Origin of the sequence: Saccharothrix sp. BKS2 (assembly GCF_047689505.1) — a bacterium.
In the GTDB taxonomy this organism is placed as follows: domain Bacteria; phylum Actinomycetota; class Actinomycetes; order Mycobacteriales; family Pseudonocardiaceae; genus Actinosynnema; species Actinosynnema lopnurensis.
This window is the reverse complement of record NZ_JAUQOL010000010.1, coordinates 276,224-290,301: the sequence shown is the minus strand read 5'-3', so window position 1 is coordinate 290,301 and position 14,078 is coordinate 276,224. Positions and strand designations below refer to the sequence as shown.

Below are 14,078 nucleotides of genomic sequence, written 5' to 3'. Positions count from 1 at the left end.
CCTCACGAGCCCGCTCGCAGCCCGCGCAGCACGAGGGCCGTGTCCAGCGCCGCCACGCACGCCTCGAAGCCCTTGTCCTCCACCGAGTCCGGGAACCCGGCGCGGTCGAGGGCCTGCTGCTCGTCGTTCGCGGTGAGCACGCCGTTGCCGACCGGGGTCGACGAGTCCAGCGCCACCCTGGTCAGCCCGGCGGTCACCGCGTCGCACACGTACTCGAAGTGCGGCGTGCCGCCCCGGACCACCACGCCCAGCGCCACCACCGCGTCGTGCGTGCGGGCCAGCTCCTGCGCCACCACCGGCAGCTCGACGGCGCCGGCGACCCGCGTCACGGTCGGCGACGCCACGCCGGCCCGGGAGGCCGCCTCCAGCGCCCGCGCGACCAGGTTGTCGGTGATCCTCGCGTGCCACCGCGTGGCCACGACCGCCAGCGTCAGCCCCGCCGCGTCCGGGACGTCGCCCTCGGGCCGCCCTTCGCCGCTCATTCCGCTCCTTCCGTGGTGGACACCACCGCGCCGCCCTGGGCCAGCGCCTCGTACTGCTCCAGCTGGTGCAGCTCGTGGCCCATCCGGTCGCGCTTGGTGCGCAGGTACCGCAGGTTCTCCGGGTTGGGCGAGATCGGCAGGGGCACGCGGTCGAGCACGCGCAGCCCGTAGCCCTCCAGGCCCACCCGCTTGGCCGGGTTGTTGGTCAGCAGCCGCATCGACTTCACGCCCAGCGAGCACAGGATCTGCGCGCCGGTGCCGTAGTCGCGCGCGTCGGCGGGCAGGCCCAGGCCGAGGTTGGCGTCCACGGTGTCCGCGCCGTGGTCCTGGAGCTGGTAAGCCTGGAGCTTGTGCATCAGGCCGATGCCCCGGCCCTCGTGCCCGCGCATGTAGAGCACGACGCCGCGGCCCTGCGCCGCGACCGCCTCCAGCGCCGCGTCCAGCTGCGGGCCGCAGTCGCAGCGCAGCGAGCCGAACACGTCGCCGGTCAGGCACTCCGAGTGCACCCGCACCAGCACGTCCTCGCCGTCGCCGAGCTCGCCGTAGACCATCGCGATGTGCTCGATGCCGTCCAGCCTGCTGTCGAAGCCGACCGCGGTGAACGTGCCGTGCGCGGTGGGGATGCGCGCCTCCGCGACCCGCTCCACCTGCGTCTCCACCCGCCGCCGGTAGGCGATCAGGTCCGCGATGCTGATCAGCGCGAGGTCGTGGTCGGAGGCGAACACCTCCAGCTCCTCGCGCCGCGCCATGTCGCCCTCGTCCTTCTGCGACACGATCTCGCACAGCACGCCCGCCGGCGCGAGCCCCGCCATCCGGGCCAGGTCCACGGCGGCCTCGGTGTGCCCGGCGCGGCGCAGCACGCCGCCGTCGCGGGCCCGCAGCGGCACCACGTGACCGGGCCGGGTGAAGTGCTTGGCGGTGGACTCCGGGTCGGCCAGCAGGCGCATGGTGTGCGCCCGGTCCGCGGCCGAGATGCCCGTGGACACGCCCTCGCGGGCGTCGACGGTCACCGTGTACGCGGTGCCGCGCTGGTCCTGGTTCGTGTGGTACATCGGCGGCAGGTCGAGCCGGTCGCAGTCGGCCTCGGTGAGCGCCACGCACACGTACCCGGACGTGTAGCGGACCATGAACGCCAGCAGCTCCGGCGTGGACTTCTCCGCGGCGAAGATCAGGTCGCCCTCGTTCTCGCGGTCCTCGTCGTCCACCACGACCACCGGCCGGCCCGCGGCGATGTCCGCCACGGCCCGCTCTATGTCGGCGAAGTCCCTCACCGCTCCCCCTCGACGTCGGACCGCTCCCGCAGGTGGGGCAGGGCGAGCCGTTCCACGTACTTCGCCAGGACGTCCACCTCCAGGTTCACGGTGTCGCCCGGCACGCGCCGGCCGAGCGTGGTCAGCTCCAGCGTGGTCGGGATGAGGCTGACGGTGAACGAGTCGTCGAGCGCCGACACCACGGTCAGCGACACCCCGTCCACGGTGATCGAGCCCTTCTCCACCACGTACCGCGCCAGCCGCGGCGGCAGGCCGAGGTGGACGACCTCCCAGTGCTCGGCCCTCTCCCGCGCCAGCACGGTGCCCGTGCCGTCCACGTGGCCCTGCACGATGTGCCCGCCCAGCCGCTGCCCGACGGCGGCGGCGCGCTCCAGGTTGACCCGGTCCCCCGGGGCGACCTTGGCCAGGCTGGAGCGGTTCAGCGTCTCGCGCATCACGTCCGCGGTGAACGCGCCGCCCTCGACGTCCACGACGGTGAGGCAGACGCCGTTCACCGCGATGGAATCGCCGTGCTTCGCGTCGCCGGTCACCAGCGGGCCCGCGATGGTGACGCGCGCCGCGTCCGGCAGGTCGACCACCGCGACGACCTCACCCAACTCCTCGACGATCCCGGTGAACACCAGTGTCCTCCTCTAGCGGCCGGGGACGGCGGAGATCCGCACGTCCGGCCCGCACATACTGACCTGCTCCACGACCAGCCCGACCGCGTCGGTGATCGTCGACACCCCGGCGTCCCGCAGTGCGGGAGCACCGTCGCCCAGGAACTTCGGGGCGAGGTAGGCGAGCACCCGGTCGACGCGGCGCGCGGCCGTGAACGCACCCGCCAGGGTAGGCCCGCCCTCCAGCAGCACGTCCACGACGCCGCGCCGGGCGAGTTCGGCGAGCACCGCGTCGGGGTCGCGGGTGCGCAGGTGCGCGGTCTCCGCCGCGTCGTCCAGGACCCGGGCGCCCGGCGGCAGGTCGCCGGTGCCGACCACGACCCGCAGCGGTTGGCGGGTCGCGCCGGGGCCGCGCGCGGTCAGCCCGGGGTCGTCGACGCGGACCGTGCCGGCGCCGACCACGATCGCGTCCACCCTGGCGCGCAGGGCGTGCACCTCGGCGCGGGAGCTCTCGGAGCTGATCCAGCGGCTGGTGCCGTCGGTGGCGGCGACCCGGCCGTCGAGGGTGGCGGCGTACTTCCAGGTCACGTGCGGTCGGCCGGTGCGGGCGAAGTGCAGCCAGGCGCGCAGCGGGCCGCGCGCCACCTCCTCCGCCAGCAGGCCGGACTCGACGGCCACCCCGGCGGCGCGCAGCGCCTCCGCTCCCCCGGCTGCCCGCGGGTTCGGGTCGGCCGCGGCGTGCACGACCCGCGCGACGCCCGCGGCCAGCAGCGCGTCGACGCACGGCGGGGTGCGGCCGTGGTGGTTGCACGGCTCCAGGGTGACCACGGCCGTGCCGCCCCGGGCCCGGTCACCGGCGCGGGCGAGGGCGACGACCTCGGCGTGGGCCTGGCCGGGCGGCCTGGTCGCGCCCTCCCCGACCAGCTCGCCGGCGGCGTCCAGGACCACGCAGCCGACCGGCGGGTTCGGGCTGGTGGTGCCCCGCACCCGCTCGCTCGCCGCGATGGCCCGCGCCATCGCCTCGTCCAGGTTCACCGGGCGCGGGCCGCCCGCTCGCGCAGCCGCTCCAGGGCCGCGCCGGGGTCGGCCGCGTCGTAGATCGCGGAACCGGCGACGAAGCAGTCGACGCCCGCCTCGGCGGCTTGCTCGATGGTGTCGGCGTTGATCCCGCCGTCGATCTCCACGACGAGCCTGAGGTGGCCGGTGTCGACCAGGCGGCGCGCGGTGCGCACCTTGTCGAGCACCTCCGCCATGAACCGCTGCCCGCCGAACCCGGGCTCGACCGACATCACCAGCAGGGTGTCGTAGTGCTTGAGCACGTCCAGGTGCGGTTCCAGCGGGGTGCCCGGCTTGAGCGACAGGCCCGCCCTGGCGCCCGCCGCGCGCAGGTCCTTGGCCAGCCGCACCGGGTCCTTCGCGGCCTCGACGTGCACGGTCACGTTGTGGGCGCCGGCCTCGGCGTACCCGGTGGCCCAGCGGTCCGGGTCCTCGATCATCAGGTGGCAGTCCAGCGGGATGTCGGTCGCCCCGCGCAGCGCCTTCACCACCGGCAGGCCGATGGTGAGGTTGGGCACGAAGTGGGCGTCCATCACGTCCACGTGCAGCCAGTCGGCGCCCGTCACGGCGGCGGCCTCGTCCGCGAGGCGGGCGAAGTCGGCGGACAGGATGCTCGGCGCGATCATCGGCTGGTGGACCACGGCTCGGGAGTCTAGGCTTCCGCCTCCCGGTCGACCCGTCCGGGACCGGTGTTCCGGGCCACTGCCCGTTCCCCGGTATTCACCACCGGCCCGTCCATTCCCGACTACTCACGCGGGTAGTTCCCCTGTCGCGCGCGGGCTATTACGTTCAGGTGCGGGGCAGGTACTGGGGAGCGTTTGGATGAATGCGGAATTCCGCCGCCGCGTCGCGCTGGTCACCGGCGCGGGTTCGCGGCTCGGCGGCGAGGTGGTGGAGGCGCTGGCCCGGCGGAGCGCGCTGGTCGCGGCCGTCGACGGTGACGGGCCGCGGCTGGCCGACCTGGTCGAGCGGCTGCGCGACGAGGGGCTGCTGGTGGCCGGGCGGCAGATCGACGTGACGTCGAGCGACGCCGTGGACGCGCTGGTGGACCAGGTGGAGCGCGAGTTCGGGCCGGTGGACGCGCTGGTGGCGATGGCGGGCGCGCTGCGGCTGGGCCCCGCGCTGTCGATCACCGACCAGGACTGGTCGCACAGCCTCGCGGTGAACGCGACCGGGGTGTTCAACACCTGCCGGTCCGTGGCCACGCGCATGGTCGGGCGGGGGCGCGGCCGGATCGTGGTGGTGCCCGCGCACGCGGTGGCGGCGCCCCGGCCCGGGGTGGCGGCCTACGCGGCGTCGCGGGCGGCGGCCGTCGCCTACGCCGAGTGCCTGGCCGTCGAGGTCGCGGCCGGCGGCGTGCACTGCGCGGTGGTGGCGCCGGCGGACGTGCGGCGGGTGGTGGACGAGGTGTGCTTCCTGCTCGGCGGGGGCGGGGTGTCGGACGCGCTCGGGGCGTGAGCCTGGTTCGGTGGCTCACGCCTTCGAGGTCTCCTGCTCGTGGGCCAGGCGGGCGAGTTCGACGCGTGAGCTGATGCCGAGCTTCCTGAAGATGCCCCGCAGGTGGTAGTTCACCGTGTGCGGGGACAGGTAGAGCTGCTTGGCGACCTGCCGGTTGGTCAGCCCCGCGCCCACCAGCCGGGCGATGTCGCGTTCCGGCTCGGACAGCCGCTGCCAGTCCGCGCCGCCCCCCAGCGCGGGCCCGGCGCCCCGGCGCAGCCTCGCCGCCTCGCCCTCCGCGCCCATCCGCTCGAAGATCCGCAGCGCCAGCGCGGTGTGCGCGGCGGCCCGGCCCTCGTGCCCGGCCTCGGCCAGCAGCGCCGCCAGGTCCTCGTTGGCGTTGGCCTTCGCCCACGGGTGGTGGTGCCGCCCGGCGACCACCAGCAGCTCCTCCACGTCGCGGTCCAGCACGGCCCGCGCGTGGGCGGCGGCCACCGAGACCGTGGCGATGCCGGGGTTGGCCGCGGCCAGCTCCCGGGCCGCGGCCACCGCGGCGCGGGCCAGCTCGACGTCGTCGGCGGCCAGCGCGAGCCGCACCAGCCACGCCGCCGCGCCCGGCTCCTCCACGAGCATCCGCCGCGTGGCGTCGGGGTCGGCCACGCGCTCGCGGGCCCGCTCGACGGCCGGTCCGGGGCCGCCCTGGGCGTGGGTGAGCAGCAGCTCCACCCAGTCGTACTGGCCGGAGTGCAGCACCGCCTCGCCCGCGACCAGGTCGGCCCGGTAGCGGCGCACGTGCTCGGCCGCCGCCACGACCTCGCCCCGGTGCAGCGCCACCGTGGCCAGCACCGTGGAGGCGAGCGGGACGAGCAGCCGCAGGCCCCGGTCGCGGGCCGTGAGCAGGCCCTTCCGGGCCGCCGCGCGGGCCTGGTCCAGCCGCCCGGCCTGGGTGAGCACGCGGGCGCGGGCGATGGCGCGGGCGGCGGGCGCGCCGCTGGTGACCGCGTCGTCCTCGTCCGGGCCGTCGCCGCGCACCAGGCGTTCGGCGTCGGCGAACTCGCCGAGCGCCGACAGCTTCAGCGCGAACGACACCGCCGACTGCGACTGCCACCACGCGGTGGGCCGGTCCAGCTCCCAGCGGGTCGACTGGCGGCCCCAGTAGAGGCTCTCGGCGAGGTTGCCCGCCCTCCACTCCAGGCAGGAGTGGACGGTCGCGGCCATCACCACGTCCGCGTCGCTGGCCTCGCGGTCGCGCGCGGTCAGCACCGACAGGGCGTGCGCGCCCGCGCGGGAGCCGGTGGAGAAGTACAGCGCCAGCAGCCTGCCCGCCGAGGCCAGCCGCCGCAGCGGCTCCGGCGCGTCCGGCATGACCACCACGTGCTCCAACTCGGCCGCCGCGTCGGACGGGCGGCCGTCGGCGAGCAGGATGCCCGCCAGCACGACGTGCAGCTCGGCGGCCGCGGCGGGGCCCGGCCGGCGGCCCAGGCTGTCCCGGGCCAGGGCGATGGCCGCGCCGAGGCGGCCGCCGGCGGCTAGCGCGCGGACCCCGTGCACGGCGTCCGCGCCGCGGTCCTCGTCCGCGACGGGTGTCCACCTGTCGGCGCGGTCGGCGCGGTCGTTCCGGTCGGCGCGGTCGGCGCGCGGGACGGGCGTGGCGTGGCGCAGGGCGTGCAGGACCGGCGGGGGGGTCGACCCGAGCACCGCGCGCCGCACCAGGTCCGAGTCGAACTCCCACCGCTCGTCGGCGCACACCACCAGGCCGGAGGAGACCGCCCGGTCGGCGGCCGGCAGCAGCGCGGCGGTGTCCTCCCCGACGACCGCGGCCACGTCGCGCAGCAGGAACGACCGGCCCACCACCGCGGCGGCCCGCACCAGCCGGGCCGCGTCGGACGGCAGGGCCTCGACCCGGCCGCCCACCAGGTCCAGCACCCGGCGCGGCAGCCGGTCTTCGCGGGGCCGGTCTTCGCGGGGCCGGTCTTCGCGGGGCCGGTCTTCGCGGAGCCGGTCTTCGCGCGGCCGGTCTTCGCGCGGCCGGTCTTCGCGGAGCCAGCCCTCGCGAGGCTGATCCTCGCCCGGCTGGTCTTCGCGGGGCCGGTCCCCGCGCAGCCTGGCCACGCCGGCGCGGACCTCCAGCAGGTCCTCCTCGCGCAGGCCCAGGACCAGGTCGGCGATCAGGCGCGGGTTGCCGCCCGCCGTCGCGACGAGGGCGGTCAGCGCGGGATCGGGCGCGGCGCCCAGCAGCGCGCGGACCAGCCGCTCGGCCACGGCGTCGTCCACCGGCCCGAGGGTGAGCACGTCGCCCCGCTCGGCCAGGGCGCACCGCACCTCCGGGCCCGCCACCGCGCCGGTCAGGGCGAGCAGCGCGGTGACCGGGCGCCCGCGCAGCCTCGGCAGCAGGGCGAGCAGGGCGGTCGGGTCCCGGTGCGCGTGGTCGACGGCGATCAGCGGACGTGTGGCGGCGTCCTGCTCCAGGGCCCGGCACAGGTCGGCGGAGGTCGCCAGCCGCTCGCCGGGGACCAGGACGACGGCGTAGCCCAGGTCGCGGGCGGCCTCGACCGCCTCGTGCAGCAGGAGCGTCTTGCCGGCGCACGGCGGGCCGTCGATGGCCAGCAGACCACCGGGTTCGGACAGGAAGCGGAGAACCGAAGTTCGTTCACGATCCCGTCCGTACGATTTCGACACAATCAAGCCTGCTACGTGTCTTGACGGGCTGTCAATTCATCGGTCAGGGCGTGTTATCACCATTTTTGCGGAAAAGGCCGAACGGTGCGACGCGTTCCAGTTCACGCACCACCGCACCGGGATCGGCGGCCAGCACCGCCCCGGCGGAGATCAACACGTCCAGGTGACCGCCGAACGCGGGATGCGCGGACTGGTCGGCCGACACCCGAGGCATGACCACCAGCGGCGCGCGCCGGCCCAGGCCCTCGCAGAGGGCGGTGATCGCCTGGTTGTCGCCCAGGCCCAGGGCCAGCTTGGCCAGCGAGTTCGACGTGGCGGGCGCGAAGGCGAACGCGTCGGGGACCGGGTGCGGTTTCGGCTCGGTGGGCAGGCGCGAGGTCCAGCGGACGGGCAGGTCGGTGGTCGCGGCCAGGTCCGGCAGTCGCGGTTCGAGCCAGCGGGCCGCGGTCGGGGTGAGGGTGATGGCCAGGCGCCAGCCCCGGTCCGCCAGGGGTCGGGCGAGTTCGTCGACGAGCCACCGCTCCACCCCGCCGGCGGCGGAGGCGACGAGGGCCAGCACGGGGCGGCTCACCGGGGTGGTCCGGGTGTGCGGGAGGGGGACGGCCCGGTTCCGGCAGGCACGACCCCGAAAGGCACGAGCCCGAAAGGCACGACCCCGGAACGCCCGGCCACAGCAGGCCCGGTTTGTCCCGTACTGCCGCGCGCGGCAGTACGGGACAAACCGGAACCGCAGGTCACGCGGGTCGCCGCAGCACGGCGCAGAACATCGCGTCCGTCCCGTGCAGGTGCGGCCACAGCTGCACCTGCGGCCCGTCGCCCAGCTCCGGCACGCCGGGGAAGAACTCGCGGGTGTCCACCCGCTCGGCCCCGGTCCGGCGGGCCACGTCGGCGACCACGCCCACCGTCTCGGACAGGTGCGGCGTGCACACCACGTAGGCCACCACCCCGCCCGGCCGCACCAGCTCCAGCGCGGCGGTCAGCAGCTCCCGCTGCAAACGGGCCAGCGGCGCGACGTCCGACGGCTGCCGCCGCCAGCGCGCCTCCGGCCGGCGGCGCAGCGCGCCCAGGCCCGTGCACGGCGCGTCCACCAGCACCCGGTCGAACGAGCCGGCGGGCAGGCCGGAGTCGCGGCCGTCGGCGACGTGCACCGTGATGGGCAGGTCACCGGCCGCCTTGCGGACCAGCTCGGCGCGGTGCGGCGCCTTCTCCACCGCCTCCATGTCGGCGCCGGACAGCGCGGCGAGCGCGCCCAGCAGCACGGCCTTGCCGCCGGGCCCCGCGCACAGGTCCAGCCAGCGCGAGTCGGGGCCCTCCAGCGGCACGCGGGTCAGCGCCAGCGCGCACAGCTGGCTGCCCTCGTCCTGCACGACCGCCAGCCGCTCCCGCACCGCCTCCAGGTCACCGGGGTCGCCGCCCTCCTCCAGGCGCACCCCGTACGGCGAGTACGGGGCCGGCTCGCCGCCGGTCATCGCGGCCAGCTCGTCCGAGGTGACCTCCCCGGGCCGGGCCGCCAGGTGCACGGACGGGCGCGTGTCGTCGGCCGCCAGGGCGTCGCGCAGCGACTCGCCGCGGCTGCCCAGGGCCTCGGCGAACGCCTGCGCGATCCACCTCGGGTGGGCGTTGGCCATGGCCAGGTAGCCGACCGGGTCGGTGTCCTCGTCGGGCGCGACCTCCTCCACCCAGCCCTGCTCGTCCTGCTCGGTGACGCGGCGCAGCACCGCGTTGGCGAACCCGGCCGCGCCGGAGCCCCGCTCGGCGCGCACCAGGTCGACGGTCGAGGCGACCGCCGCGTGCGCCGGGACGCGGGTGCGCAGCAGCTGGTAGGCGCCGAGCCGCAGGGCGTCGAGCACCGCGCCGTCCACTTCGGACAGCGGGCGGTCCGAGCAGGCGGTCAGCACGGCGTCGAGCAGGCCCTGGGCGCGCAGCGTGCCGTAGGTGAGCTCGGTGGCCAGCGCCGCGTCGCGGCTGGTGATCCGGCGTTCCCGCAGGAGGCCGGGCAGCACCAGGTTGGCGTAGGCGTCGCGCTGGCGCACCGCGCGCAGGGTGTCCAGCGCGGCCTGGCGCGCCGGGTCGTCCTGCGGCGGCCGGACGGGACCGGTCCGCCGGCGGGGCGGGTGGGGGCGGCGGGGCCGCGAGGGTCGGGAAGACCGCTGTGTCATGAGATCCGTTCCCCCGCCTCGACGCGGGCGCCGCGCGCCCAGTCGGTGGCGGGCATCCGCTTCTTGCCCTGCGCCTGGACCTCGCCCAGCGCGACGGGTTCGGTGGCCGTGCCGACGAGCACGCGCTTGCGCTCGACCTTGATCTCCCCCGGGGCGAGGTCGTGCCCCTCCTCGACCGGCAGCACCGGGCCGAGCTTGAGCCGTTCGCCGCGGAACCCCGCCCACGCGCCCGGGTCCGGGGTGACCGCGCGGGCCACCCGGTCCAGGGCGGCCGCGGGCGTGCCGAAGTCGAGCCGGGCGTCGTCCACGGCCACCTTCGGCGCGTAGCTGACACCCTCCTCGGGCTGCTCCACGGCCCGCAGCGAGCCGTCCGCGATGCCATCCACAGTGGACAGCAGCAGCTTGGCCCCGGACTCGGCGAGGCGGGCCAGCAGCTCGCCGGCCGTGTCGCGCTCGCGCACCCGCTCGGTCAGCACGCCGAACACCGGTCCCGCGTCGAGGGCCTTGACGATGCGGAACGTGGTCGCGCCGGTGATGTCGTCGCCGTGCCGCACGGCCGCCTGCACGGGTGCCGCGCCACGCCACGCGGGCAGCACCGAGAAGTGCAGGTTCACCCATCCGTGGGTGGGGATGGCCAGGGCGGACTCGGGCAGCAGCGCGCCGTAGGCGACCACCGGGCACAGGTCCGGCCGCAGCTCGCGCAGGCGGGCCAGGAACGCCGGGTCACCGGCCTTGACGGGGGTCAGCACCTCGATGCCGTGCTCGTCGGCCAGCGCCGCGACCGGCGACCGCTCCACCCGCCGACCGCGGCCGGACGGCGCTTCGGGCCTGGTGACCACGGCGGCCACCTCGTGCCGGTCGGACTCCAGGAGCGCCCGCAGCGACGGCAGGGCGACCTCGGGCGTACCCGCGAAGACCAGGCGCATCGTCACGCGCCTCCGGACGGCACGGCGGAACTCCGGTGGAACGGCGGACTGGCTGGGTCGAACACGCGCTCTCCTCGCATCGGGGCAGGGCGCAAGTCTAGGAGAGCCCGCCGGCGCTAGTTCGCGCCACCGAACAGCGGGTGCGGCGACTGCTTCAGGATCGGCGCGGAACCGTCGAACCACGACTGCTGCCGGATCTCCGCCATCGCCCGCTTGCGGGTCTCCTCGTCCAGGCGGTCCAGGAACAGCACGCCGTCGAGGTGGTCGGTCTCGTGCTGGATGCAGCGCGCGAGCAGGTCGGTGCCCTCCACCTCGACCGGCTCGCCGTACATGTTCCAGCCGCGGGCGATCACCCGGCGGTGGCGGCGGCAGTCCCAGGCCAGGCCGGGGATGGACAGGCAGCCCTCCAGGCCCTCCTGGTACTCGTCGCCCACCACGTCGAAGGTGGGGTTGACCAGGTGACCCGCGAACCCGTCGCAGTGGTAGGTGAACACGCGCAGGCCCACGCCGAGCTGCGGTGCGGCGAGCCCCGCGCCACCGGCCTCGCCCATGGTGTCCCACAGGTCCTTGACCAGCCTGCGCAGCTCCGCGTCGAAATCGCCGACCTCGGCCGCGGGGCTGCGCAGCACCGGGTCGCCGAACAGCCGGATCGGTTGGACGGTCACGCACACTCCTCGCGCCGGCGCCTGGGGCTCTCCAGTCTACGGAAAGCGGGTCAGTGCTCCAGGTCACGACCGAGGAGGGCCACGCCCAGCAGGGCGGTGGTGAAGTGGCCGAGGAAGCGGGCGGCGGTGGTGACGCCCGTGGGGAGGGCGTCGGTCAGGTGCCTGGTGAGGGCGGGTGCGGTGGTGGGGAACTCGGCGCCTGCGGTCGGGCCCTGCGGGTGGGTCATCGTGATGGCGGTCATGTCACGCTCCTCGTCTCGTACCTCCAGGGTCCGCCTGGAGGCGTGCTCGTGCATCCGCTTGGAGTAGCGGTTCGCCGTCATACCTCGGGATGAAGGGCGCGGGACGCCTCGGGCCCACCCCGCCTGGGTGGCGGGGTGGGCCCGAGGTGGGGCGTGGGTTGTTCGGGTGGGTGGGTGGCTGGTGGTGGGCCGGTTGCCGGTGGTGGGTTGCCGGTAGCTGGCGGTGGACGGCCGGTGGTCAGCCGCCGGCCTCCAGCCGCCGGTGGTCGGCGATCGGCGATCAGCGCGAGGGCCACACGGCGCGGGCCGCGCCTCCTCCGCGCCTGCTGGTCTCGGCGGCGGCGCGCCAGCGACCGTCCCCTAGGCGTTCGACCGCCGTCACCGCGCCGATCTCGCCGGTCGGGGTGAAGCGGTGCCCGAGGGCTTGCAGGGCCTGTGCCTCGGGGGTGGCCAGGAAGGCGGCCTCGGCCTGCGTGCTCGCGGCGTTGCGCTGGGAGGCGCGCGGTGCGGCGATGGCCTCGACCAGCGGGACGCCCCGGTCCAGCCGCTGGGTCAGCACGTGGATGACCGTGGTGATGATGCTCGCGCCGCCGGGTGAGCCGAGGGCCAGCACCGGCTTGCCGTGGTCGAGCACGATGGTCGGCGACATCGACGAGCGCGGGCGCTTGCCGGGGCCCGGCAGGTTCGGGTCGGGCACGCCCGGGGTGACCGGGGTGAACGAGAAGTCGGTCAGCTCGTTGTTGAGCAGGAACCCCCGGCGGGGCACCACGATGCCGCTGCCGCCCTCCTGCTCGATGGTGAGCGTGTAGGCGACGACGTTGCCCCAGCGGTCGGCGACGGTGAGGTGCGTGGTGTCCGTGCCCTCGTACGGGGTGGCGGCGGGCTCGCCGGTGGTCCCGCACGGGGCCGGGTTGCGCGGGTCGCCGGGGGCGACGGCGCCGGTCAGGGCCTTGGCCGGGTCGATGAGGCACGCCCGGCTGTCCGCGAAGCGCTGGGACAGCAGCTCGCGGGTCGGGACGTCGACCGCCGCCGGGTCGCCCACCCACCGGTTGCGGTCGGCGAAGGACAGGCGGCTGGCCTCCAGGAACCGGTGCAGGTACTGGGTGGGGGTCTCCTCCGACAGCTTCGTGGTCTCCAGGATGTTCAGGGCCTCGCCGACCGTGGTGCCGCCGGACGACGGCGGGGCCATGCCGAACACGTCGAGGCCGCGGTAGCGGATGTGGGTGGGGTCGCGGCGCGCGACGGAGTAACCGCGCAGGTCGGCGGTGGTCATCCCGCCGGAGCGGACCTCGCGGGTGACGCCGGCGGCGACCGGCGGCTGCTGGACGGTCCGCGCCACCTCACGGGCCAACTCGCCCTCGTAGAAGGTGCGGATGCCCTTGCGGCGCAGCTCGCGGTAGGTGTCGGCGAGGTCGGGGTTGCGGAACGTGCTGCCGATCGCGGGCGGGGTCCCGTTCGGCAGGTACAGCGCGCGGGTCGAGGTGAAGTCGGTGAACCGGGCGGCGTTCTCGGTGACCTGGCGGTTGAAGGTGGCGTCGACCCGGAAGCCGCGCCGGGCCAGGTCCTCGGCCGGCTTGACGGCCCGGTCCAGGGACAAGGTGCCCCACCTGCGGAGCGCCTCCTCCCAGGTCTTGGGCGTGCCCGGGACGCCGATCGACAACCCGCTGGTCACGGCCTCGGCGAACGGGATGGCCACCCCGTCCTCCACGAACAGGTCGGCGTTCGCGGCGGCGGGAGCGGTCTCACGACCGTCCAATGTGGAGATGCGGCCCGTGCGGGCGTCGTAGTGGACGAAGAAGCCGCCACCGCCGATGCCGGCGGAGAACGGGTCGGTGACACCCAGCGCGGCGGCGACCGCGACCGCGGCGTCCACCGCGTTCCCGCCGCGGCGCAGCACTTCGACCCCGATCTGCGAGGCGTCGGGGTCGACGCTGGACACCACACCCCCGCTGCCGATGGCTTCGGGCACGCGGGGCGGCGCGGCGGGGGTGGCGCCCGCGACAGCGGGCAGGAGCGGGACCAGCAGGACGGATGCGAGGACGCTGACGACAGTCGACCGGAGCATCGTTCTCTTCTACTCCACCCCGGGGGAAAGCTGAACCTCCCGAGTGGCTGGTTCATGGGAGGTGAGTACATGGGGTTGTGATGGATAAGCGTGGGTTGGGGCGGTGACTGAATCGATTCTGGACGGTTGGGGATGAGGTGGGCAGCGCGGCAGGAGGACCAACGCGGCCGGGCAGGGGCGGACAGGGCAAGGCGAGGCGACGGCACGCACGGCGCGGCAGCAGGCCCGGCCCGGCCCGGCCCGGCGAGACGAGCCGGCGGGGCGGAGTAGTACGACCCGGCCCGACAGGCGGCCCTGGAGGGGGCCGGCGCAGGCGGGGCGGCAGGCGCAGGCGGCGGCGAGCCCAGGCAGGGTGGCGCGAGTCGGGCGGGGAGGCAGAGAAGTGGGAGGCGCGACCGGCGGCGAGCCCCGGCAGGTGGCACGAGCGGGGTGGCACGAGCGCGGTGGGAGGTAGCGGGGGTGGCGCGAGCGGGGTGGAAAGGCAGGGGTGGGAGCCG

13 protein-coding genes are annotated in these 14,078 nt (G+C 75.7%); 1 reads left to right on the top strand and 12 read right to left on the bottom strand.

Features of this window, described 5'->3' with window-relative positions; genetic code table 11:
* Positions 1-2: 2 nt before the first annotated feature.
* Genes ribH through rpe form a run of 5 tightly spaced genes read right to left on the bottom strand, consistent with a single transcriptional unit; the run spans position 3 to position 4,049 of the window.
* A complete protein-coding gene (gene ribH, locus Q5530_RS22950; RefSeq protein WP_380633210.1) occupies positions 3-482 on the bottom strand; it encodes a 6,7-dimethyl-8-ribityllumazine synthase in 480 nt (159 codons plus the stop codon).
* Entirely contained in the window at positions 479-1,753 is a 1,275-nt protein-coding gene (locus Q5530_RS22945; protein ID WP_380633208.1) for a bifunctional 3,4-dihydroxy-2-butanone-4-phosphate synthase/GTP cyclohydrolase II, read from the bottom strand. Before Q5530_RS22945 ends, ribH begins: the two co-directional genes overlap by 4 nt.
* Positions 1,750-2,373, bottom strand: a complete 624-nt coding sequence (locus Q5530_RS22940) for a riboflavin synthase (protein ID WP_415364819.1) — start codon at positions 2,371-2,373, stop codon at positions 1,750-1,752. Before Q5530_RS22940 ends, Q5530_RS22945 begins: the two co-directional genes overlap by 4 nt.
* A gap of 12 nt (positions 2,374-2,385) precedes the next feature.
* On the bottom strand, positions 2,386-3,369 hold the full coding sequence (gene ribD / locus Q5530_RS22935) for a bifunctional diaminohydroxyphosphoribosylaminopyrimidine deaminase/5-amino-6-(5-phosphoribosylamino)uracil reductase RibD (protein ID WP_415364872.1): 984 nt from the start codon (positions 3,367-3,369) through the stop codon (positions 2,386-2,388).
* A gap of 14 nt (positions 3,370-3,383) precedes the next feature.
* Positions 3,384-4,049, bottom strand: coding sequence for a ribulose-phosphate 3-epimerase (gene rpe / locus Q5530_RS22930; RefSeq protein ID WP_415364818.1), 666 nt, complete (start codon positions 4,047-4,049; stop codon positions 3,384-3,386).
* Positions 4,050-4,230: 181 nt separating this feature from the next.
* On the opposite strand from rpe, the gene Q5530_RS22925 reads away from it, so the two are divergent.
* Positions 4,231-4,866 (top strand): SDR family NAD(P)-dependent oxidoreductase, encoded by a 636-nt coding sequence (locus Q5530_RS22925; protein ID WP_415364817.1) that lies wholly within the window; start codon positions 4,231-4,233, stop codon positions 4,864-4,866.
* Positions 4,867-4,881: 15 nt separating this feature from the next.
* Here the strand turns inward: Q5530_RS22925 and Q5530_RS22920 are convergent, their stop codons facing one another.
* From Q5530_RS22920 to ggt, 7 genes are all read right to left on the bottom strand, one after another.
* The gene (locus tag Q5530_RS22920; protein ID WP_415364816.1) at positions 4,882-7,524 is read right to left on the bottom strand and encodes a LuxR C-terminal-related transcriptional regulator; all 2,643 of its coding nucleotides are present in this window, start codon (positions 7,522-7,524) and stop codon (positions 4,882-4,884) included.
* A gap of 43 nt (positions 7,525-7,567) precedes the next feature.
* Entirely contained in the window at positions 7,568-8,095 is a 528-nt protein-coding gene (locus Q5530_RS22915) for a flavoprotein (RefSeq protein WP_415364815.1), read from the bottom strand.
* Positions 8,096-8,258: 163 nt separating this feature from the next.
* Complete coding sequence (locus Q5530_RS22910) at positions 8,259-9,683, bottom strand: RsmB/NOP family class I SAM-dependent RNA methyltransferase (RefSeq protein ID WP_415364814.1); 1,425 nt, start codon at positions 9,681-9,683, stop codon at positions 8,259-8,261.
* Positions 9,680-10,609 (bottom strand): methionyl-tRNA formyltransferase, encoded by a 930-nt coding sequence (fmt, locus tag Q5530_RS22905; RefSeq protein WP_415364871.1) that lies wholly within the window; start codon positions 10,607-10,609, stop codon positions 9,680-9,682. The genes Q5530_RS22910 and fmt overlap by 4 nt, the downstream gene beginning before the upstream one ends.
* A 116-nt stretch (positions 10,610-10,725) precedes the next feature.
* On the bottom strand, positions 10,726-11,274 hold the full coding sequence (def, locus tag Q5530_RS22900; RefSeq protein WP_415364813.1) for a peptide deformylase: 549 nt from the start codon (positions 11,272-11,274) through the stop codon (positions 10,726-10,728).
* 50 nt (positions 11,275-11,324) lie between these two features.
* Entirely contained in the window at positions 11,325-11,516 is a 192-nt protein-coding gene (locus Q5530_RS22895; RefSeq protein WP_415364812.1) for a hypothetical protein, read from the bottom strand.
* Between the two features lie 280 nt (positions 11,517-11,796).
* A complete protein-coding gene (gene ggt, locus Q5530_RS22890) occupies positions 11,797-13,581 on the bottom strand; it encodes a gamma-glutamyltransferase (protein ID WP_415364811.1) in 1,785 nt (594 codons plus the stop codon).
* Between the last annotated feature and the right edge of the window lie 497 nt (positions 13,582-14,078).